We start from the raw sequence: 20,897 nt of genomic DNA, 5'->3' as shown, positions 1-20,897 counted from the left end.
GAGCCGGGGCCGCTCGGGAGAACGCGGCCCCTTTCGGTGGCTAGGTTTCGAGAGGGGCGGCCGGTGCCGGATCCTCGGTCCTTTCCTCGCGGATGCGGAACCAGGTGACGTAGAGAGCCGGCAGGAAGATCAGCGTCAGGGCCGTGCCGACGATGATGCCGCCCATCATGGCGAAGGCCATCGGTTGCCAGAACACCTCGTTGGCGATCGGAATGAGGCCGAGGCTGGCCGCCAATGCCGTCAGCACGATGGGCCGGAAGCGGTGGCCGGTCGCCTCGATCACGGCATTCCATGCCGGCATGCCTTCGGCCCGCAACCGCTCGATCTGGTCGACCAGGATCACCGAGTTTCGGATGAGGATGCCGATCAGCGCCAGCACACCGAGAATGGCGACGAAGCCGAGCGGTGCGCCCGTCGGGAGAAGGGCTGCCACCACGCCGATCAACGCCAGCGGCGCAACCGCAACCACCAGCACCAGGCGACTGAAGCTCTGGAGCTGGATCATCAGCACCGTGAGCATGATGAAGGCCATCAAGGGTACGACGTCGACGATCGGCGCCATCGCCTTCTGCGACTCTTCGGCCGAACCGGCCGTTTCCACCTTGTAACCTGCCGGCAGGGTGGCGGTGAAGGCCTCGATATCAGGCTGTAGCTGATCGACGATGGTGTCTGCCTGGGTTGCGTCGGCTCGCGCCGCCTTGACGGTGACGGTCGGCAGGCGGTTGCGACTCCAAACCACCGGCTGCTCAAGCTCATAATGCAGGTTGGCGACGGCGGCGAGCGGCACGCTCGATCCGGTCTGCGTGGCGAGCTGGAGGTTCTTCAGGGTCTCGATGGAGTTGCGTTCTTCGGGCACGGCCCGGCCGATGACGTCGATCTGGTAGATGTCGTCGCGGATCTTGGTGACCGTGGCGCCGCCGATGATGCTGTAGAGCGCGTTGGAGATGTCCTGCGAGGAGACGCCGAGCAGCCGCGCCTTGTCTTGCATGACGTCGACCTTGACGACGCGGCCGGGCTCGCCCCAGTCGGCCGCGACATTGTCGACGTGAGGGTTGGTCGCGATGATGGCGGCGAGACGGCCGGAAGCCTCCCGCACGCTTTCGATATCCGGCCCCGAAAGACGGTAGGCGACGGGCCGGCCGACTGGCGGGCCGATTTCCAGGAGGCGGACGAAGCTGTCGACGCCGGGGAAGGCACGGTGAAGATAGTCGGAGAACGCCGCCTTGAGGCGATCACGCGTTTCCTCGTCCCGGGTGACGACGACGATCTGGCCGAAATAGGGGGCGGCCGGTTCCTGGTCGAAGGTGAGCAGGAAGCGCACCGCGCCGCGCCCGATATAGGACGACCAGTGATCGACGCCGTCCTTGCCGGCCAGCATGTCCGTTTCGAAGCGGGAGACGATGCGGGCCGTTTCCTCGATGGCGGCGTTCTGCGGCAGCGTGAAATCGACGATCAGCTCGGAGCGATCGCTGTCGGGGAAGAACTGCTGCTGGACATGGGTGAGACCGTAGAGCGAAGCACCGAAGGCCAGGAGTGTCAGGCCGATGACGATGATGCGATTGCGGAGCCCCAGGATGAGCAGACGCTCGAAGCCCTTGGTAAAGCCGGTTTTCTCGGACTTCTGGTGCTTGAGTTTCGCCGGGAGCACGGTTACGCCGATGAGCGGCGTGAACACGACCGCAACGATCCAGGACACCAGCAGCGATACGGCGATGACGACGAACATGGTGAAAGTGAACTCGCCGGCCATCGACGAGTTGAGGCCGACGGGAATGAAGCCGGCCACCGTCACCAGCGTGCCGGTCAGCATCGGAAAGGCGGTGGAGGTGTAGACGGCGGTGGCCGCCTTCCTGAGACTGTCGCCCTTCTCGAGGCGCGCGACCATCATCTCGACGGCGATCATGGCGTCGTCGACCAGAAGGCCGAGCGCGATGATCAGCGCGCCGAGCGACACGCGTTGCAGCGAGATGGCCGACGCTTCCATCACCATGAAGGTGATGGCGAGCACCAGCGGAATGGACAAGGCCACCACAACGCCGGCGCGGAGGCCGAGGCTGACGAAGCTGACCAGAAGAACGATGGCGACCGCCTCGAACAGCGCCTGGGTGAAGCCGGACACCGCCTTCTCCACCAGTTTCGGCTGATCGGCGACCTGGTGCACGGTGATGCCGATCGGCAGCTCGGCCTCGATCTTTGCCATCTCGGTCCGAAGCGCGTCACCGAATTTCAGGAGGTTGGCGCCAGCGCGCATGCCGATGGCGATGCCGATGGCCGGTTCGCCGTTGTAGCGAAACAGCTCGGTTGGCGGATCGGCGTAGCCACGGGTGATCTTCGCCACGTCGGACAGGCGGAAGAAGCGCCCGTTGACGCGGAGATTGACCGCCTCGATGCTTTTCTCCGAGCGGAACTCGCCCGACACCCTGACCGACACGCGTTCGGAACCGGTCTCGATGGTCCCCGAGGGATTGACGGCGTTCTGTTCGGCAAGGGTTGTCAGCACCGCCTTCTCGTCGACGCCGTAGGCGGCGAGCTGACGCGGCGAGAACTCGAGGTAGATGACCTCGTCCTCGGCGCCGACGATGTCGACCTTGCCGACGTTCTCGACCGAAAGGATGCGGGTGCGAATATCCTCGGCATAGTCGCGGAGCTGGCGCGGCGTGAAGCCATCGGCGGTCAGCGCGTAGATATTGCCGTAGACGTCGCCGAAGTCGTCGTTGAAAAACGGGCCGACCACGCCGTCCGGCAGTTCGGCGCGAATGTCGGAGACGAGATTGCGCACCCTGACCCAGGTGCCGTCGACGTCGGCCGCCTTGGTGTCGTTGCGCAGGTTGACGAAGACCGTGGTGACGCCGGGGCGCGTCAAGTTGCGCGTGAAATCGAGGTTCGGCAGCTCCTGGAGTTTCTTCTCGATGCGATCGGTGACCTGTCGGGTCATCTCGGTGACCGATGCGCCGGGCCAATAGGCCTGGACCACCATGGTCTTGATGGTGAAGGAGGGATCCTCCTCCCGGCCGAGATTGATGTAGGAGAACACGCCGAACAGCGTGAAGACGATCATGAAGTACCAGACGAGGGACTTGTGATCGAGCGACCAGTCCGAGAGATTGAACCTCTTCACAGCGCGTCTCCCTCGGTGCCCCCCGGGCCGTCCGCCGGCACGATGACCTGCTGGCCGTCCTGAAGGCTGTGAACACCCGCGATCGCAACCCGTTCACCAGCGGAAAGCCCGGAGACGATGCGGAGACGCCCTTGATCAGCCGGCGCAGTGGCCACTTTCCTCAAGGCGACGGTGCCCTCGCGCCGAGGGGCGGTGCTTGTCTCGTCGACGGAGACGACCCAGACGAAGGCCTCACCGTCTCGCGTGAGTATGGCCGTTTCGGGCAGGGTGATGTTCGGGCTTGCCTGCCGGTCGGCCCGCACCTCGACGGTGGTCCCGAGGCGGAACAGGCTGGGTGGCTCAGACAACGCGATCTTGAGGCGGCGGGTGCGCGTCAGGGGGTCGGCGTCGGGTGCGATTTCCCTGAGCCGGCCCAGGATCGGCTGGTCGGGGGCGATCTGGGGAGCGACGACGAAAGGTGCGGCCGGGGGCAGCGTGCTCACCAGCCAGTCGGGCACGTCGATGACGGCGTCGCGGGGATCGGGTTTGGCGATGGTGACGATGCTTTCGCCGGCCGCCACCGTCTGGCCGGGTTCGGCACCGGTTGCGGTGACGATGCCGTCGAAGCCGGCCCTGAGTTCCGCATATCCCAGCGCGTCACGCGCCTTGGCAAGATCGGCTTCCGCTTGGCGAACGGCGGCGTCCGCTGCGTCATAGGCGGTGCGAGCGTCTTCCAGGCTGGCTTCCGCCGCGGTTCCGCTGGCGCGCAATGCCTCGACGCGGGTGACGGTCGCTGCTGCGTTCTCGCGTTCGGCCCGCCGGTTGCCGAGCGCGGCCTCGGCCGACCGGACGGCGAGATCGAGCGTGGTGGCATCAATGGTGGCGATGACCTCGCCGGAACGAACCGTGTCGCCGACGTCGACGGTTCTCGTCAGCAGCCGGCCGAGGACCTGAAATCCCAGATCGACCTTGTCGCGCGCTTCGACCGTTCCGACGAAGGACTGCTGGTCGGCCGCATCGATCGCCACCCGGGACGACAGGATGGGGCGCACCGGCGGTGGGGGCGCCGTCTCTTCCTGACAGGCGGCCAGCACAAGGCCGGCCAGAAATGCGAGGAGCAAGCTGCGGGTCATGGCGCCTCCTCCCCGACGATCTCCACGGTCGCTCCGGGGCGGAGCAGCTTGACGCCATCGGTGACGACGCGATCGCCTTCGGCAACCCCCGTTTCGACCACAATGTCCTTGGTCGTATAGGCGAGGATGCCGACAGGACGACGCTCGGCAGTCTTGCCGTCGGGAGCCACCACCCAGACCGCGGCGGCACCGTCTTTCTCGGCCAACGCGCTGGCCGGCAGTAACACGGCCGACGTCTTGCGTCCTTCGATGCGGCCGGTGACCGGGGCGCCGAGACTCATGGCCGCCGGCGGCGTGCCGACATCGACCTTCACGCGCACGGTGCCTGTCCGTGTCTCGACGGTCGGGGAAATCTCCCTTACCTTGCCCGACACCGTGAGGGATGGATCCTTGACGAGACCGACGGTGACCTCCGGCAACTCGCTGATCGACAGGAACAGCTGCTCGTAAACGTCGAAGACAGCATCGCGCGGGCCATCGTCGGCGATAACGAAAATCGGTCGAGCGGCGGCGGCAATCTCGCCTGCATCGGCCGTTCGGGTGGTGACGGCGCCGTCGGTGTCGGCACGAAGCTCGGTGTAGGCGAGATTGGCGCGGGCAATATCGAGAGCCGCCTGCGCGGATTCGACCGTACCGGCGGTCGTCCGCACCGCCTTCATGGCGGCATCGAATGCCGATTGTGTGGTAAAGCCCTTGTCGAGCAGTGATTTTTGGCGATCGAAGGCCGACACGGCCTGACGGGCGCCGGCTTGTGCGGCAGCGAGCGCCGCCTCCGCGTTGGCGACGTCAGCCTGCTGCTGGCTGGGATCGAGGCGGGCGAGGAGATCGCCAGCATTGACGTGATCGCCAACCCCGACAAATCGTTCTGCGATCCGCCCGGAGACACGGAACGAGAGTTGGGAGGACGTGCGTGCCCGGATCTCGCCGGTCAGAATCAGCGTTTCGGCGTACGGTTCCAGCTTGGCGGTGGTTACACGGACGGCGACTGCGCGGCTTCCGGCGCTCGACGAGTCGTCGGCGAGTGTGGGCGACGAGACGATGGAGCAAGCGACGATCAGTGTCAGCAAGAGCTTCACGGGCGGCTCCGTCAAGCGTGGGGATGGCAAGCTCTAGTCTTGGTGGCTCCGGAGGTCAACGCAGGATAGAGATCGCTGCGGCGGAAATGCTTCTCGGCAAACATGGGCAGCGAACGCCCGAGGCGCCGCTATCCCACTTCTTGGACACAGAATCCGGTGGTTGGCCGCAATCAGCTTTCCGGCGCGTAATAGTAGTAGCTATTGTACTTGTTACGATAGGATCCGACGCCGAGTTCGGCCTTGGATAGCACGGCGGCGATCGGCAGGTCATCGCCGGCGGTGGTCCTGAGGTCGTTGATGGCCGAGCGGACGTCGCGCTGGGAGGTCGAAGCCCAGTGAACGACCAGCGCGACGATGTCGGCGCGGGTCGCAAGGTACTGGGCGTCGACGACCGGCAGGATCGGCGGCGTGTCGAGCACGATGATCTCGAAGCGCTCCTTGGCAAGCTCCATCAGAAGGTTGAACTGAGCCGTTTCGATCAGACTGTCGGTGGAGGTTCGGTGGGTGTTCTTGCCGACAATCATGTCGAGGCCCGGGACCTTGTCCTTGGTGACGAACTGGCGGATGGACTGGGAGTCGAGTGACAGCGTCAGGTAGTCGGCCAGACCGTTCTCCGGCGTCAGCTCCAGGGAAGGGGCAACGGACGGACGCCGGAGGTCGCAGTCGACGAGGAGGACGCGCTTGCCGGACATCGCGAAGGCGCGGGCGATGGCGATGGCCGTGGTGGTCTTGCCCTCGCCGGGGATGGCCGAGCCAACCATGACGATCAACCCGCCCTCGCGGGCCTTATCCTGCAACTTGCGCCTCAGCATGTTCTCAAGGCCGAGCCGAATTCGCCGGATCGACTCGCTGTAGGCGGTCAGTGGATGGTCGAGAAGCTCGCTAGCCACCTGCGATCTCTCGGTGATCGAGCGCCCGGCGCGCGACAGCAGCGGAATGGAGGAGATGACCGGCACGCCGAGCACCGCCTCGAACTGCTGGTCGGAGGTGAAGCCGCCGATGAAGTTCTCGTTGAGGAAGGCCAACCCCAAGCCCAGGCCCAGGCCTGCGACGAGCGCCAGGGTTAGGATCAGCTTGGTCTTCGGCGCGCTCGGCTGGTCGGGGGGGAGCGCCGAGGACACGATGCGGCTGTCGGCGAGCTGCAGGTCGGCCTGCGTTTCCACGCCGCGCAGGCGTTGCAACAGGTCCTGGTAAAGCGTCTTGGCGACCGACGACTCCTGCTGGAGTTCGTAGATCTTGACCATGACGTCGTTGGAAAGGTTGCTGGATAGGACGGTGTCGCGGATGGAGGTGCGAAGCCGGTCCTGTTCCTGCTGGGCCGTCTTGACGCGATCGGACAGTGTACTGAGTTCTACATTCACCTGATCGGCCAAGCGCTTGTCGAGTTCGGCGAGGCTGGCGCGCAGGTTGTTTTCCCGATTGGAGCCGGCGGCTACATTGCCAATGTCGGCCAGAACCTTGTCGCGTTCGGCCTTGATCTGGCTGACCGTATCCGATCGCAATTGAGCGGCGATACCGTCCCAGTCCTTGTTGGCGGCGAGGGTGGCAACGCTCGCCTGCAACGACTGTGCCGACACGCTCTCGGCCTTGAGAGCCTCCAGGCTGGCGCGCATGGCGGAGATGTCGGCGCGAGTGCTCTCGTTCGAGACCTTTTCGATGTTCTCGTTGACGAAGGCGTCGATGCGGTTCTCGTTCTCGTTGATGGTCGTCGATGCCTGAACGAGGCGCCGGTTGAGTGCGTCGCGCACGCTGAGGGCGTTGGAAATCTTGGCGTCAACCTGGGCGTCGATGTAGGTCGACGACAGGGTATTGGCAATCAGCGCCGCCTTGGCGGGGTCGGCCGAGGTGGCGGACACGCTGATGACGTAGGTCAGACCGCGACGGGCGATGGTGATGTTGTCGGAAAAGCGGGTCAGCACAGAGCGCAACTGGGCATCGGTGTCGGCCAGCAGGTTTTCCATCGTCTTGATCTTGAAGAAGACCATCAAGCGGTCGACGGTGCTGAGCCTGACGCCGAACTCGGGATCCTTGACGAGGCCCAGACGGGAGATCGCCTCGATCTGGGTCGACGGCGACTTCAAAATCTCGACTTCGCTTTCAACCCGCGCGTTGTCGGTGGGCAGAAGCGACATCTGGCTTTCCGGGTCGAGGGCGTTCTTCTGGCGAGGGTCGACCAGGATCAGCGTCGACGCGGTGTAAGTCGGTGTCTGCAGGAAAACATAGACGGCTGCCAAACCGACGATAATCAGAACAGTTGAAAGAATTAGCCAAATCTGGCGACGGACGAGACCAATTGCGTTGCGAACATCGAACTCGGATGAATCCATTTGGAGAAAACTTCCTTGAATCTACTCACGCGCGATCACTATGACCGAAATCACGCCGCCGACCAAGCTATACCGAGCGAAATGCGGCGCTGTCGTGCGAGAAGTACGCGAAATTTAGTCCCGTATGGGCAAGGTTCCCCCCCTGAATGAAGAGTACCTTCGCCCATGACAAACTCAGCACCAACCCACAACCAACGGGTCGATACAAAAAAACCGTGGCCCTGTGTTTCGAGAGCCACGGTTTTCGAGATGGCATGTGTGCCCCTGTTCTCGCAGCGGCAAACTCAATCAGGCGCCGGGGCTGGCCGCGCCATCATCGGGAGTCACGGAGCCGGTGACCTGAGATGCGCCAAGTTCGCTGAGCGAATTGTTGAGGCTGACCAACTGGGGGCTCGCCACGACATCCGCGCGGCTACCGGCGGTCGTCGTCACGTACTCAGTTACCTCGGCCACCACGCTGGCGGGCACATTGGCCGGCAGAGCATTCAACAGCGCCTGAAGGGCCAGAATGCACTGGGAGGCGCTGCCGGACGAACAGGCGCCCTGCGCGGCCGTCACGTAAGCGGTGTCGACACCGGTGCCCTGGAGTTCGCTGATCAGGCCAGTCGCCGTGGTGGCGGCAAAGCCGTTCGCAACTGACGACAAAGCCATCGCGGCGCCAAGCGAGGCGGAAAGGAAAAGTCTGGTCATATCGATTGTCTCCTATAAAGTTGCATCAAATTGGAGCGTCGATGCTCCCACCTGCCGCCACATTTTCAGATAGTTTACATTAAGTAGTTGAGCGCGTGCAAGGGGAGTTTTCTGTCTCCTGCGTGTTTTTCCTGATTTGGTATCCGGGTGCGCTGCCGAATGACGCTGCGCCTTGGGAATGCAGAGAAATCCGGGAATTTTCTCCGGTCAGCTCGGTGCTTGGTTCCTCGATTGCCTCCCTTTGTCGACCCTCGCCGGCCCGCTCCGACTTCAGGATGTGGTTAACGTCTGAGCCGAGGATTTACTTAAAATTTGAATTGTATTTGTTTCGAGTTCTCTGCTTGGTCATGCGAATTCGTTGTCCACGCTGACTAACAGAATCTCAAAAGAAATATGGTCAACTGGCCCCACTTAAGACTTGGCGGAGTTTGTTGACATGAACAAGTTGATCCGGACGCTGGTTGTTTCCGCTGTCGTGGGGCTCTTTCCTCAGGTGGCCTCGGCCGGCTTCCTGAATGTTCCTAAGCAGAGCCTGGATTTGCCTGTTGCCGGAAAGGTCAATGCCAAGGGGGCCACGCTTGGTCCATCCGGCTTCTATGTGATGTGCGCAACCATTCCGTCCGCCTGCAAGGTTCAGCGGGCGCGTAATGTGGGGGTGTCGTCCGGCAACGTGCGGATGACCATTGAGACGCTCGCCTTGATTGACCGCGTCAATCGCCAAGTCAACGGTGCGATGCGGCCGAAGGCCGAGTCCGGTCGCGTCGACGTTTGGAAAATCGGCGGGTCTTCGGGCGATTGCGAGGATTACGCACTGACAAAGCGGGCCGCGCTGCTGCGCAAGGGATTTCCGAGTTCGTCCCTCTTGATGACGAGCGTCGTGACCCGGCGGGGTGAGTCTCACGCGGTGTTGATGGTGCGCACCGACCGCGGCGACTTCGTGCTGGATAACCTCAACTCCCTGGTCAAGCCCTGGAGTGCTACCGGTTATCGGTTCATCGCGATGCAGTCGCCGGACAACCCGCGTATGTGGGTGAGACTGTAAAAGCGCACCGACCCGGCCGTCATGTTCCGATTTCTACGCCTCGTTGTCGAAAGCCGGCGGGGCGTAGTTCAAGCCGACGAAGCGGCTAGAATCCCTTGCCGCGCAGGATCTCGTTGATCACGGTGCGGAAGAGGATGCGGATGTCCAGCCAGATCGAGAAGTTGCGAATATACTCGATGTCGCGCACCACGCGCATAACCGACGGCTCCACCTCGGTGGTCGGGCCGCGCAAGCCGTTGGCCTGAGCGAGGCCGGTGATGCCGGGACGCATGGCGTGCCGGCGCTCGTAGCCGATCACGAGTTCCTCGTAGCGGACGCCGGCGGCCAGCATGCCCGGGACGTGCGGGCGAGGGCCGACCAGGGACATGTCGCCCAGCAGGACGTTGATGAGCTGCGGCAGCTCGTCGATGTTGGTCTTGCGAATGATGCGGCCGATCGGCGTTACGCGGGGATCGTCGGCAACAGTCTGGGCGACGCCCGAAAGATCGCAGCGATCGGTGTACATCGACCGGAACTTGAGAATCTGGAAGGGCTTGTTGCCGAGCCCCGTTCTCTCCTGGCGGAAGAATACCGGCCCCACGCTGGTGAGCTTGATGATCGCGGCGACCGCGATCAGAAGCGGAGACAGCAGGAGCAGGCCGAAAGCGGCCCCTACGACATCGACCAGCCGCTTCGCGACGAGATGCGCGGGCCGCCAGTTGACTTGGGTCTCGACTTCTTCGTGATCAAGAGTGGCTCCGCCGAAGGACGCCAACGCCATCGCCTGACCGGCCGAAAAGGCCGACGTTGAGGTGACGCGTACCTTGCTGGCGGAAGCCATATAGCGGGCGGAAGATCCGCCTTCGGCCGGCGTCAGTTTGCGCAATCCCGACGAACTCTCGGCGCCGCCCTTGGAAAAATCCTGGGTAAGGTCCGTTAGACGCATTACATCCCCCAAAAGGCAAAATGAACTTCAAAAAACTTCGGAAAAGGTCCGGCTCAAACCGCCGCAACGATCACTCCGAGATAACAAAACATTTACCAAGCTAGTGGATTTCCCCTAATCCTGCAAGCCGAGTCGCCTGCCTGAAAAGCGGGAAGCCCATGCAACCAGCGCAAAGCTCAGCGTCAGCGCAGGCCACGAAAAACCCGGCTGCAAGCCGCATGCCATATGGAAATCGTCATCGATGTCCCAAAATCATGCATGATGGCCGTGACTCCCCAGGCCTTTGCATCCTCGTCATAGTTAATTTTGATTAAACTTATATCACACTTGCCTGCGAGCAAATCGCCCCGTTGGTCTGATGCATTGTGTCTTCAGATGCTCAGCCGTTCGGATCACTTCAGCCTCAGCGGCAGACCGGCGGCAACGAACCAGGCTTCATCGGCAACGGCGGCGATTGCCTGATTGAGTCGGCCGGCTTCGTCTCGGAAGCGACGGGCGAGCGCGTTCTCCGGGACGATGGACAACCCGACTTCGTTCGATACCAGGACGACCGGTCCCGAGATCGCGCCGAGTACGGTCGCAAGGCCGTCGCCCTCGGCTTGAAGGTCGGCGTCGGCAAGCAGACGGTTGGTCAGCCAGAGCGTCAGGCAGTCGACGAGGATCGCCCGGTCACTTCTCGCTTCCGCGGACAGGGTCTCGGTTAGCAGGTGCGGCGCCTCGATCGTCCGCCAGTCGGCGCCTCGCCGCTCTCGGTGGAGGGCGATCCGCTTTTCCATTTCCTCATCGCGGCACTCGGCGGTGGCTATGTAGACGTTCTCACTCGCGGCAAAAGCGCGTGTCCGCTGTTCGGCGAAGCGGCTCTTGCCGGAACGGGCGCCGCCCAGGACGAAGATGATAGGTGCCATGGGCTGCTCCTTGGGTTCCCTCAAAGCTATCGGCTAGCCGCAGGGTGGCTCTTGCGCAAGCGGAGACCGACCGGCTATTGGCCAAAAGTAGCATGATCCTTGCAAAGAGAACCTCAGCTTCCGCGCTTGCCGTTCGCAGGGACCCGCTTCGGCGGGGAACGGGCACCGGCCTTGAGGTTGTGCCGCGCGTGGGGCCACTGAAAAAGAAAAGGGGAACTCAATGTCCACGTCTGAAGGAAGCGTCAGCTACAAGAAGGCTGACGCGAGCTATTTCGAGCAGCGACACCTGTCGCGCTATGCCGGCATCTGGTCGCTCTGGGCGCTGGGCGTCGGCGCCGTGATTTCCGGCCATTTCTCGGGCTGGAACTTCGGTTTTGCCACCGGCGGCTGGGGTGGCATGCTGGCCGCCGGCGCCATCATCGCCGTCATGTACCTCGGTCTGACCTTCTCGATCGCCGAGATGAGCCCGGCGCTGCCGCACACCGGCGCCGCCTATTCTTTCGCACGCACGGCCATGGGGCCGTGGGGCGGTTTCATCACCGGCCTTTGCGAGAATGTCGAGTATGTCATCACGCCGGCGGTGATCGTCACCTTCATCACCGCCTACGTAAACTCCATCCTCGGCCTCGACGCTGCCTATTCGCCGCTCGTCTGGATCGTTTTCTATGCGATCTTCCTGGGGCTGAACGTGTTCGGACTTGAGCTCTCGTTCAAGGTGACGCTGGTGGTGACGGTGTTGTCGCTGGCGGTCCTGGTGTTCTTCTGGGTGAGCGCCATCCCGAACATGGATTTTTCGCGCTGGGCGCTCAACATCGGCGTCGGTCCCGATGGCGCCGCCATCGCGCTGCCGGAAGGCGGTGGCGAGTGGTTCCCGTTCGGCTTCTCCGGCGTTCTCGCCACGTTGCCCTTCGCCGTCTGGCTGTTCCTTGCCATCGAGCAGCTGCCGCTGGCCGCCGAGGAATCGGTCGATCCCAAGCGCGACATGCCCAAGGGCATCATCCTCGGCATTTCCACGCTGATCCTCTCGGCCTTCATGATCGTGCTGCTCAACCCGGCGGTCGCCGGTGTCGGTTCGTTCCACCTCGGCTCCTCGCTCGAACCGCTGCTCGACGGCTTCCGTGCCGTCTACGGCGATGGCGGCGTGGTCGTGCTTGGCATCGTGGCGCTGACCGGCCTGATCGCCTCGTTCCACACCATCCTCTATGCGCAGGGTCGGCAGGTCTATTCGCTGTCGCGCGCCGGCTATTTCCCGACTGCCCTGTCGTTCACCCACGCCAGGTACAAGACGCCGCACGTCGCCATGGTCACAGGCTCCATCGCCGGCCTGTTGGTCATGATGGTGATCTGGTTTTCGCTCGGTGCTGCCGAGGGCGGAGCGGCGATCGGTTCGGTGCTGCTCAACATGGCGGTGTTCGGCGCCATGTTCTCCTACATCATGCAGGCCATTTCCTTCATCATGCTCAGGATCAACCAACCGGACATCGAGCGCCCCTACAAGAGCCCGCTTGGCATTCCCGGCGCCGTGCTGACGATCGTCATCGCCGTGGTCACCCTCTATTATCAGGTGCAGGATCCCAACTTCTCCAAGGGCGTGCTCTGGGTGGCGGTGTGGTTTGCCGTTGCCATCGCCTATTTCGCGATCATCGGCCGCCACAAGCTGATCCTGTCGCCGGAAGAGGAGTTCGCCATCGCCCATGCCAACGGCGGGGGTGGGCCCGGCACGGAGGAGCCGGCTCCGGCGGAGTGAGCCTTCAGGGCAAGACAATGTCTGCGGGGCGCCCTCTTCGGCGCCCCGTTGCGTTATCGGAGCTCTCCCTTGATCGCCGGGTGCGGGCATGCAGAGATAGGCGCTCTCAGGGCCTGCATCCTGTTGTCGGTCCGGAACCAATGGAGCGCTTCTCATGTCCGACCTCATGACGCTCGTGTCGCCTGTGGACGGCTCGGTTTATGCCGAGCGGCCGATCGCCACGGAAGCCGAGATGAACCGCGTGTTCCGACTCGCTCGCGACGCCCAGAAGGGATGGGCGCGGCTGCCGCTCGAGACGCGCATCGATTATTGCCTGAAGGCGCTCGATGCCATGCTGGCCATGCGGCCGCGCATCGCCGAGGAACTGACCTGGCAGATGGGGCGACCGATCCGCTTCACGCCATACGAGCTCAACGGCGTCGAGCAGCGCACGCGCCACATGGCGAACATCGCCGCTGCGAGCCTCGCGCCCCTCGACAGCGGCCTTGAGTTCGGTGGGCGTGGCGCCCATCGCTACATCAATCGCGAGCCGCTTGGCGTGGTCTTCGTGGTGGCGCCCTGGAACTATCCCTATCTCACCACCGTCAACTCGGTGATGCCGGCGCTGATGGCCGGCAACACCGTGGTGCTGAAGCATTCCGACCAGACGCTTCTGGTGGCGGAACGCTTTCAGGATGCCTTCGACGCGGCGGGCCTGCCGGAGGGCGTGTTCCAGCATATCGTGCTCAGCCACGACCAGACGGCGGCGGCCATCGCCGCCCGCAAGGCCGACATGGTGGCCTTCACCGGTTCCGTGGCTGGTGGCGTGGCCATGGAGCGGGCGGCAGTTGGAACGTTCATCGCCGTCAATCTGGAGCTCGGCGGCAAGGACCCGGCCTATGTGCGGCCCGATGCCAAGCTGGACTTTGCCATCGAGAATGTCGCCGACGGCGCCTTTTTCAATTCGGGGCAGTGTTGCTGCGGCATCGAGCGGGTCTATGTGCACGAGAAGGTCTACGATGACTTCGTCGCCGGTCTCGTCGACCTCGCCAGGAAATACGTGCTCGGCAATCCGACGGACCCTGCCGTGACGCTGGGGCCGATGGCGCGCGCACGCGGCGCGGCGACAGTGCGAGAGCAGATCGCGGCGGCGCTGCGCGGCGGAGCGGTCGCGCATGTCGACCCAAAGTCGTTCCCGACCGACGCTGAGGGTACACCCTACATCGCGCCGCAGGTGCTGACCTCCGTCAACCACCAGATGGCCTTCATGACAGAGGAAACCTTCGGACCGGCCGTCGGCATCATGAAGGTCAGGGACGATGCCGAGGCGGTGGCCCTGATGAACGATTCCAAGTACGGGCTTACCTGCTCGCTCTGGACCGAGGATCTCGACGCCGCCGAGGCGATCGGTCAGGAACTCGAAACCGGTACCGTGTTCGCCAACCGCTGCGACTATCTCGATCCGGCGCTGACCTGGACCGGGGTCAAGGACACCGGGCGCGGCGCCGCACTGTCGCCGCTGGGGTTCCAGGGACTGACGAGGCCGAAAAGCTGGTACCTGCGCCAGGCGCCGGTGTAGGCATCAATCGCCCGACGGTCGCGCTTTCACGGAAAACCGGTTCCCACTTTTCCGTGCGATGCGCTATATCGCCTGCCGAAAGCCCAATCCGGAGAGCCGACATGTCCGTCATTTCCTTCGCCGATCGTTTCGAGGCGGTCGCCGACCGTCGTTCGCCGCTCACCGTCGGCATCGACCCGGCGCCGGAAACGCTGAAGGCGTGGGATCTGCCCTATAGCGCCGAGGGCGTGCGCGTCTTCGGCCTGGAGATGGTCGAGGCGGTGGGCGACCTCGTCGGCGTGTTCAAGCCGCAGATCGCCTTCTTCGAGCGCTTCGGCTGGCAGGGCCTGAAGTCGGCGGCCGAGGTGATCGGCCATGCCCGCTCGGCCGATGCGCTGGTGATCGCCGATATCAAGCGGATGGACATCGGCCACACCATCGAGGCCTATGCCGCCGCCTGGATCGGCGAGGATGCCGGCACGCCCGTCGATGCCATCACGCTCGGCGCCTACATGGGGTCGGGTTCGCTCAGTCCGGTGGTCAAGCGCGCCGTCGAGCACGGGGCGGGCCTCTTCGTCGTCGTGCGCTCGTCGAACCCCGATGGCATCCAGCTTCAGACGGCCCGCCAGGAAGACGACCGTACGGTGGCCGATGCGCTCGCCGACGATCTCACCGCCTTCAATCGGGATGCGCTCGGCAAGACGGGCAATGGCCCTTGCGGCGCGGTGGTCGGGGCGACGCTCGACGACGCCGACGAGGTGCTGGAGCGGTTGCCGACATCGCTGATCCTTGCGCCCGGCATCGGTGCGCAGGGCGCCACCATGGCCGACCTCCGATCGCGTTTCGGCCGGGCGGCCGCCAAGCGCACGCTACCCAACGTGTCGCGGCAGGTTGCGGCGGCCGGTCCGTCGAGGAAAGCACTGCGCGAGATCGTCGAGCGTCTCGCCGAAGACGCTTTCACGCTGCGCGGCTGACTGGAACGATATCCGACATGGCTTCTCCTCCGGTTCTGTTTCTCAAGAACATTCGCCTGACCTTCGGCGCAACGCCGCTTCTCACCGGCGCCGACCTGACGGTGGGCGAGGGCGATCGCATCACGCTGGTGGGGCGAAACGGCTCGGGCAAGTCGACCTTGCTCAAGATCGCCGCCGGTCTCGTCGAGGCCGATGACGGCGAGCGCTTTTTCCAGCCCGGCAAGACGGTGCGCTACCTCAAGCAGGAGCCCGACCTCTCCGCCTTCAAGACGACGCTCGACTACGTGGAATCAGGTCTGGCGCCGGGCGACGATCATTATCGGGCGCTCTACCTTCTCAACGAACTCGGCATGACCGGCAACGAGTCGACGGCATCCTTGTCCGGGGGCGAGACGCGCCGGGCGGCCCTGGCTCACGTTCTGGCGCCCGAGCCCGATATCCTGCTGCTCGACGAGCCGACCAACCATCTCGACCTGCCGGCCATCGAATGGCTGGAAAGCGAGCTGAAGGGCATGAAGTCGGCCATGGTGCTGATCTCGCATGACCGGCGGTTCCTCGAGAACCTGTCGCGAACCACCGTCTGGCTAGATCGCGGCGTGACGCGCACGCTGGATCGTGGCTTCTCCCATTTCGAAGCCTGGCGCGACCAGGTGCTGGAGGAGGAGGAGCGCGAGCTCGTCAAGCTCGACCGCAAGATCGAGGCGGAGGAGCACTGGATGCGCTATGGCGTCACGGCCCGCCGCAAGCGCAACGTCCGTCGCGTCGACATGCTTGCCGACCTCCGCAAGGCAAAGCGCGAACATCGTGGTCCGCAGGGTTCGGTCAAGATGGCGGCCGCCGAGGCCGAGGCGTCGTCCAAGCTGGTGATCGAGGCCAAGTCGATCTCCAAGGCCTTCGGCGAGCGGCCGATCGTCAAGGACTTCTCGATCCGTGTGGCGCGCGGCGACCGCATCGGCATCGTCGGTCCGAACGGCGCCGGCAAGACAACGCTGTTGAGGCTCCTCACCGGAGATCTTGAACCCGACAGCGGCACCGTCAAGCTCGGTCTCTCCCTCGACATGCAGACGCTGGAGCAGAAGCGCGACAGCCTCGATCCCGAGACCACGCTGGCCGATGCCCTCACCGAGGGCAAGGGCGACTGGGTGGTGATCGGCGAGGAGAAGCGCCACGTCATCGGCTACATGAAGGACTTCCTGTTCTCTCCCGAACAGGCGCGGACGCCGCTCTCGGCGCTGTCGGGCGGCGAGCGCGGCCGGGTCATGTTGGCGCGGGCGCTTGCCAAGCCGTCCAACATGCTGGTGCTCGACGAGCCGACCAACGACCTCGATCTCGAAACGCTCGACCTGCTTGAGGAGTTGCTCGCCGACTATGGCGGCACGATCATCGTCATCAGCCACGACCGCGACTTTCTCGACCGCGTCGTCGCCTCGGTGGTGATGAGCGAGGGCGACGGGCGCTGGCTCGAATATGCCGGCGGCTATACCGATATGCTCGCCCAGCGTGGCAAGGGCGTCGAGGCGCGGAAGACCGATAAGGTCGCCGCTGCGCCGAAGAAGGAAGCGGCGACGGCTGCCGCGCCCAAGGCTCGCTCGAAGCTCAGCTTCAAGGATAAGCATGCCCTTGAGACGCTGCCGGGGCGGATCGAGGCGTTGTCGGAGGAGGCGAAGCGCCTTCACGCCGTGCTCGACGATCCAGGCCTTTACGGGCGCGACCCCAAGCAGTTCGCCGCGGCGACCGAAAAGCTCGCGGCTACCGAGGCGGCTTTGGCCGCTGCCGAGGAAGAATGGCTGCGGCTTGAGATGCTGCGGGAGGAACTTGAGGGTTGAAGGCGCGTTGCCCCAAGTGGTTGGGTTGCGCGCCTGCCCTCTTTTGGGCAAGACAGGACGTCAGTTTGGCCGGATGATCCAGCGAATCATGCCCTTTTTCCGACTACTCGCCCTGATTCTGGTCCTCGCGCTTCCCGTTGGCGCGTCGGCGCAGACCATTCCCGGCCTTTCGCTGACGCCCCAGCCTGCAGACACCACCTCGACCGCGGCGCCCGCGACCTCTCCGGAGGCGGCGAAGGCGCTGGTCGATATCCTGAAGGACGACGCGGCGCGGGCCGCCCTGATCGGCGAACTCGAGAAGCTGGCCCAGCCGGAAGCGGGCGATGCCGCTGCCCCTTCGGGCGAGGCGGCCGCGACGGAGGCCACCGACGCTCCAACCGTGCCGCTCGCCCGCGAGATCGGGTCGGTGACGCAGGATCTGTCGCGACAGGTCGTCGAGGTGGTGCTGAAAATCGGTCGCGGCCTCGGCAACCTGACGCGCCTTTTCGATGGCAGCGCCGCGGTCAACTGGGAGGGGGTGCAGGAGCAGGGCCTTGCGCTTGCCATCCTCATCGTCTTCGCCTTCGCCACGCTGACGGTTGCCCGCTTCATCGCCCGCTTTCCGCTTGGCGCCGTCGAAAGGGCAGCCAGGAACAAGCCTCTGCCGCGACGGGTGGTCTGGAGTGGCCTCGCTCTCCTCATCGATTGGGCCGTGATCGGCCTCGCATGGTTCGGCACGTCGGCCTATGCCATCGCCGCGTCGGGTGGCGGACGCATGGACCTGATGCAGAGCCTCTTCATCGATGCCTTCGTGCTGATCGAGTTCCTGAAAAGCTGTCTTGCCTCGATTCTCCAGTATCGCCGGCCCGCCCTCAAGGTGGTCAATCTGGAACCGGCGACTGCTCGCTTCTGGTATCTGTGGCTCAGCCGGCTGATCAGTTTCCTTGGTTATGGCGTGCTGGTGGCCCATCCGCTGGTCAACAAGGCGATCGGCTTTTCGGTGGGTATCGGCTTCCGCCTCGCCGTCGTTCTGATAACGCTCATCGGCGCCACGATCCTGGTGTCGGTGAAGCGGGAAGAAGTGAGGAACGGCCTGTTCCCCCTGCTCGAGCCGGTGAAGAGTTCGGTCCTGCGCACGATCCTGGCGCTTCTCATCCACGGCTGGAACGTCATCGTCATCGTCTATCTGGCCGTGGCCTTCGTCCTCTGGGTGAGCCGGCCGTTCGACGCCGTGGACTACATGGCCTGGGCGACGGTCGAGACGGTCTTTGCCATCATCGTCGGCGGTCTCGTCGACAGCCTGCTGTCCCATGCCATTTCCGGCGGCATCCGCCTGCCAGCCGACGTCAAGAAGACGCTGCCCCTCCTGGAAGCGCGGCTCAACATGATGGTGCCGCTGTTCTTCCGCGCCATGCGCATGCTGCTGGTGGCGATCGTGGTGGCGGTGCTGCTGCAGAGCTGGGGCGTCATGGATCTCATTGCCTGGTTCCAGTCGGACGGCGGGACCGAGGCCGTCGGCCGCATCCTGTCGGCGGCCATCATCCTGCTCGCCGCCGGCGGCATATGGCTCGCCGCTTCGAGCTGGGTCGAGTATCGTCTCAATCCCTCGCTCGGCCGAATCACCAACGCACGGACCCGCACGCTGCTGTCGCTGTTCCGCAATGCGTTCTCGATCGTCCTCGTGATCATCGCGGCCATGCTGACGCTGTCCCAGCTCGGCGTCGATATCGCTCCGCTGGTGGCCGGTGCCGGCGTCGTCGGCCTTGCCGTCGGCTTCGGCTCGCAGAAGCTGGTGCAGGACATCATCACCGGCGCCTTCATCCAGTTCGAGAACGCCATGAACGAGGGGGATGTGGTCACTGTGGCCGGGATCACCGGCGCCGTGGACCGACTGACCATCCGCTCGGTCGGCATTCGCGATCTGGACGGGGTCTATCACATCGTCCCCTTCTCCTCGGTGACCAGCGTCTCCAATGCCATGCGCGGCTTCTCGTTCCACGTGGCGGTGATCGACGTCGCCTACAAGGAAGACATCGAGGCGGTGAAGGCCGCCATGCAGGAAGCGTTCGACCGGCTGATGGAAAGCCCGCGCGGCGCTGTCGTTCTCGACCCGCTGGAGATGCACGGACTCGTCGCCTTCGGCCCGAGCAGCATCTCCGTCAGGGCGCGCATCAAGACGCTGCCCGGCGAACAGTGGGCCACCGGGCGTCTCTACAGCGAGATCGTCAAGCAGGTCTTCGACGAGCGCGGCATCGAGATTCCCTTCCCGCAGACCAAGGTCTGGTTCGCCGAAGGCGCCGGGGAGGCAAACGCGGCGACGCCCGGTGCGACGTCGGTTGCGCACGCATCCCAGGCGGATATCGGCAGAATGGGGCGGCCCGCCAAGCCCAGTTCGCCGTCCAAAACCCTCGATATGCCCCGCAACGACGACGATGACGTCGACGACGAACGGTGACGGTGCCGCCGGGCAGACCTGCGCGCCGTCATTTCTGCCCGTCGGAAAAAGCGGTTGCGTTTGATGGCTGGCGCTCTAAATGAGAGACCATAGGCTCGGGCCGCGCGCACCCGGATCCGCCTTGCCTGATGGAGACGACAGGACTTGAGCGATCCCACCGAAGACCATACCAGCGCGGAGGCGTCACCGGGGCGGTTTGCGCTTGCCGTGAGGTGGATTGGTCCGGTCATTGCCGTGGTGCTGATTGCCGGCGCCGTCTGGGTGCTGTGGGATATGGCGACCAAGATGTCGTTCGCCGACATCCACAACGCCGCCCTGGCGCTGCCGGCCCACCGCTTCGTGCTGGCCTTCGTCTTCACCTTCTGCGGCCTTGCCGCGTTGGCGACCTACGACCTTCTGGCGCTTCACGCCCTCAACTATACGAGTTCGGTCAGTCTGGCGCGGGCGGTGTTCGGGGGGCTCATCGCCAACGTCTTCGCCAACACGCTCGGCTTTCCGCTGCTGTCGGGTGGTGGTGCCCGCTACCGCATCTATTCCATGGTCGGCGTCAGCTTCTCGGTGGTGGCGAGGCTGATCGTCATGAGCTGGCTGACCATGTGGTCCGGCATCCTGTTCGTCCTCGGCCTTGCGTTGACGCTGGAGCCGACGACGCAATACCCGGTCTTCCCCCACCACTATATCGACCGTCTGGTCGGTCTCGTCGTCCTGGTGGCTCTTTCGAGCTTCATCTTGTGGCTGGCGCGCAAGCGGCGGGCGATCCGGGTCAGCGGCATGGTCGTGCGCATGCCCAAGGCGAAGCCGGCCTTCCTCATGGTGCTCGCCGGGGCCTTCGACCTGCTCGCGGCGTGCGGCACGCTCTACGTCCTGCTGCCGCCCGACGCGGTGCCGGACGCCGCCCGCTATCTCGTCACCTATTCCATCGGCTTTCTGGCCGGCATGGCCGCCAACACGCCCGGCGGCGTCGGCGTGTTCGAGGCGACGGTGGTGACCGGGCTCGGCATCGCCCACCGGCCGGATGTCGCGGCCGCGTTGATCCTGTTTCGTCTCATCTATTTCGTGGTGCCGCTTCTCTTCGCCCTGGCGCTGCTCGCCTTCCTGGAAGGGCGGCATCGGCTGGCCGTACGCCGGGCGCGGCGCGAGGAAGTGTGAAGCGGCCGGCGTCGGTTGCGCAACCGAACCGCAAG

14 protein-coding genes are annotated in these 20,897 nt (G+C 64.3%); 7 read left to right on the top strand and 7 right to left on the bottom strand.

Annotated elements, in window-relative coordinates:
• Positions 1 to 40: 40 nt before the first annotated feature.
• From M4J39_RS13735 to M4J39_RS13715, 5 genes are all read right to left on the bottom strand, one after another.
• Positions 41 to 3,118, bottom strand: coding sequence for an efflux RND transporter permease subunit (locus M4J39_RS13735; protein WP_371875450.1), 3,078 nt, complete (start codon positions 3,116 to 3,118; stop codon positions 41 to 43).
• Positions 3,115 to 4,230: an efflux RND transporter periplasmic adaptor subunit gene (locus M4J39_RS13730; RefSeq protein WP_251728816.1), complete on the bottom strand. Its 1,116-nt coding sequence runs from the start codon at positions 4,228 to 4,230 to the stop codon at positions 3,115 to 3,117. The genes M4J39_RS13735 and M4J39_RS13730 overlap by 4 nt, the downstream gene beginning before the upstream one ends.
• Entirely contained in the window at positions 4,227 to 5,306 is a 1,080-nt protein-coding gene (locus M4J39_RS13725; protein WP_251728814.1) for an efflux RND transporter periplasmic adaptor subunit, read from the bottom strand. Before M4J39_RS13725 ends, M4J39_RS13730 begins: the two co-directional genes overlap by 4 nt.
• A 170-nt stretch (positions 5,307 to 5,476) precedes the next feature.
• A complete protein-coding gene (locus M4J39_RS13720; RefSeq protein ID WP_251728812.1) occupies positions 5,477 to 7,633 on the bottom strand; it encodes a Wzz/FepE/Etk N-terminal domain-containing protein in 2,157 nt (718 codons plus the stop codon).
• A gap of 288 nt (positions 7,634 to 7,921) precedes the next feature.
• Positions 7,922 to 8,323: a hypothetical protein gene (locus M4J39_RS13715; RefSeq protein ID WP_251728810.1), complete on the bottom strand. Its 402-nt coding sequence runs from the start codon at positions 8,321 to 8,323 to the stop codon at positions 7,922 to 7,924.
• Positions 8,324 to 8,759: 436 nt separating this feature from the next.
• On the opposite strand from M4J39_RS13715, the gene M4J39_RS13710 reads away from it, so the two are divergent.
• On the top strand, positions 8,760 to 9,365 hold the full coding sequence (locus tag M4J39_RS13710; protein WP_251728808.1) for a transglutaminase-like cysteine peptidase: 606 nt from the start codon (positions 8,760 to 8,762) through the stop codon (positions 9,363 to 9,365).
• Between the two features lie 85 nt (positions 9,366 to 9,450).
• On the opposite strand, the gene M4J39_RS13705 is transcribed toward M4J39_RS13710, so the two are convergent.
• Both M4J39_RS13705 and cobU read right to left on the bottom strand, forming a co-directional pair.
• Positions 9,451 to 10,290, bottom strand: coding sequence for a sugar transferase (locus tag M4J39_RS13705; protein ID WP_251728806.1), 840 nt, complete (start codon positions 10,288 to 10,290; stop codon positions 9,451 to 9,453).
• Positions 10,291 to 10,682: 392 nt separating this feature from the next.
• On the bottom strand, positions 10,683 to 11,195 hold the full coding sequence (gene cobU / locus M4J39_RS13700; RefSeq protein ID WP_251728804.1) for a bifunctional adenosylcobinamide kinase/adenosylcobinamide-phosphate guanylyltransferase: 513 nt from the start codon (positions 11,193 to 11,195) through the stop codon (positions 10,683 to 10,685).
• A gap of 220 nt (positions 11,196 to 11,415) precedes the next feature.
• On the opposite strand from cobU, the gene M4J39_RS13695 reads away from it, so the two are divergent.
• From M4J39_RS13695 to M4J39_RS13670, 6 genes are all read left to right on the top strand, one after another.
• The gene (locus M4J39_RS13695) at positions 11,416 to 12,942 is read left to right on the top strand and encodes an amino acid permease (RefSeq protein ID WP_251728802.1); all 1,527 of its coding nucleotides are present in this window, start codon (positions 11,416 to 11,418) and stop codon (positions 12,940 to 12,942) included.
• Between the two features lie 154 nt (positions 12,943 to 13,096).
• The gene (locus tag M4J39_RS13690) at positions 13,097 to 14,500 is read left to right on the top strand and encodes an aldehyde dehydrogenase family protein (protein ID WP_251728800.1); all 1,404 of its coding nucleotides are present in this window, start codon (positions 13,097 to 13,099) and stop codon (positions 14,498 to 14,500) included.
• 101 nt (positions 14,501 to 14,601) lie between these two features.
• A complete protein-coding gene (gene pyrF / locus M4J39_RS13685; RefSeq protein WP_251728798.1) occupies positions 14,602 to 15,453 on the top strand; it encodes an orotidine-5'-phosphate decarboxylase in 852 nt (283 codons plus the stop codon).
• A 17-nt stretch (positions 15,454 to 15,470) separates the two neighbouring features.
• Entirely contained in the window at positions 15,471 to 17,279 is a 1,809-nt protein-coding gene (locus tag M4J39_RS13680) for an ABC-F family ATP-binding cassette domain-containing protein (protein WP_251728796.1), read from the top strand.
• Between the two features lie 88 nt (positions 17,280 to 17,367).
• A complete protein-coding gene (locus M4J39_RS13675; protein ID WP_251728794.1) occupies positions 17,368 to 19,713 on the top strand; it encodes a mechanosensitive ion channel domain-containing protein in 2,346 nt (781 codons plus the stop codon).
• Positions 19,714 to 19,857: 144 nt separating this feature from the next.
• Positions 19,858 to 20,862, top strand: coding sequence for a hypothetical protein (locus M4J39_RS13670; protein WP_251728786.1), 1,005 nt, complete (start codon positions 19,858 to 19,860; stop codon positions 20,860 to 20,862).
• Positions 20,863 to 20,897 lie beyond the last annotated feature (35 nt).

The sequence above is a fragment of the Pleomorphomonas sp. NRK KF1 genome, assembly GCF_023721755.1.
GTDB lineage: Bacteria > Pseudomonadota > Alphaproteobacteria > Rhizobiales > Pleomorphomonadaceae > Pleomorphomonas.
Note: the sequence above shows the minus strand (reverse complement) of the source record. Positions and strands in the feature narration are given on the sequence as shown.

What these genes read in the sequence shown, in the direction of transcription:
- M4J39_RS13680 (WP_251728796.1), top strand. Translation starts at nt 15,471, where the DNA reads ATGGCTTCTCCTCCGGTTCTGTTTCTCAAGAACATTCGCCTGACCTTC.
- M4J39_RS13675 (WP_251728794.1), top strand. Translation starts at nt 17,368, where the DNA reads ATGCCCTTTTTCCGACTACTCGCCCTGATTCTGGTCCTCGCGCTTCCC.
- M4J39_RS13730 (WP_251728816.1), bottom strand. Translation starts at nt 4,230, where the DNA reads ATGACCCGCAGCTTGCTCCTCGCATTTCTGGCCGGCCTTGTGCTGGCC.
- M4J39_RS13695 (WP_251728802.1), top strand. Translation starts at nt 11,416, where the DNA reads ATGTCCACGTCTGAAGGAAGCGTCAGCTACAAGAAGGCTGACGCGAGC.
- pyrF (WP_251728798.1), top strand. Translation starts at nt 14,602, where the DNA reads ATGTCCGTCATTTCCTTCGCCGATCGTTTCGAGGCGGTCGCCGACCGT.
- M4J39_RS13715 (WP_251728810.1), bottom strand. Translation starts at nt 8,323, where the DNA reads ATGACCAGACTTTTCCTTTCCGCCTCGCTTGGCGCCGCGATGGCTTTG.
- cobU (WP_251728804.1), bottom strand. Translation starts at nt 11,195, where the DNA reads ATGGCACCTATCATCTTCGTCCTGGGCGGCGCCCGTTCCGGCAAGAGC.
- M4J39_RS13720 (WP_251728812.1), bottom strand. Translation starts at nt 7,633, where the DNA reads ATGGATTCATCCGAGTTCGATGTTCGCAACGCAATTGGTCTCGTCCGT.
- M4J39_RS13690 (WP_251728800.1), top strand. Translation starts at nt 13,097, where the DNA reads ATGTCCGACCTCATGACGCTCGTGTCGCCTGTGGACGGCTCGGTTTAT.
- M4J39_RS13710 (WP_251728808.1), top strand. Translation starts at nt 8,760, where the DNA reads ATGAACAAGTTGATCCGGACGCTGGTTGTTTCCGCTGTCGTGGGGCTC.
- M4J39_RS13705 (WP_251728806.1), bottom strand. Translation starts at nt 10,290, where the DNA reads ATGCGTCTAACGGACCTTACCCAGGATTTTTCCAAGGGCGGCGCCGAG.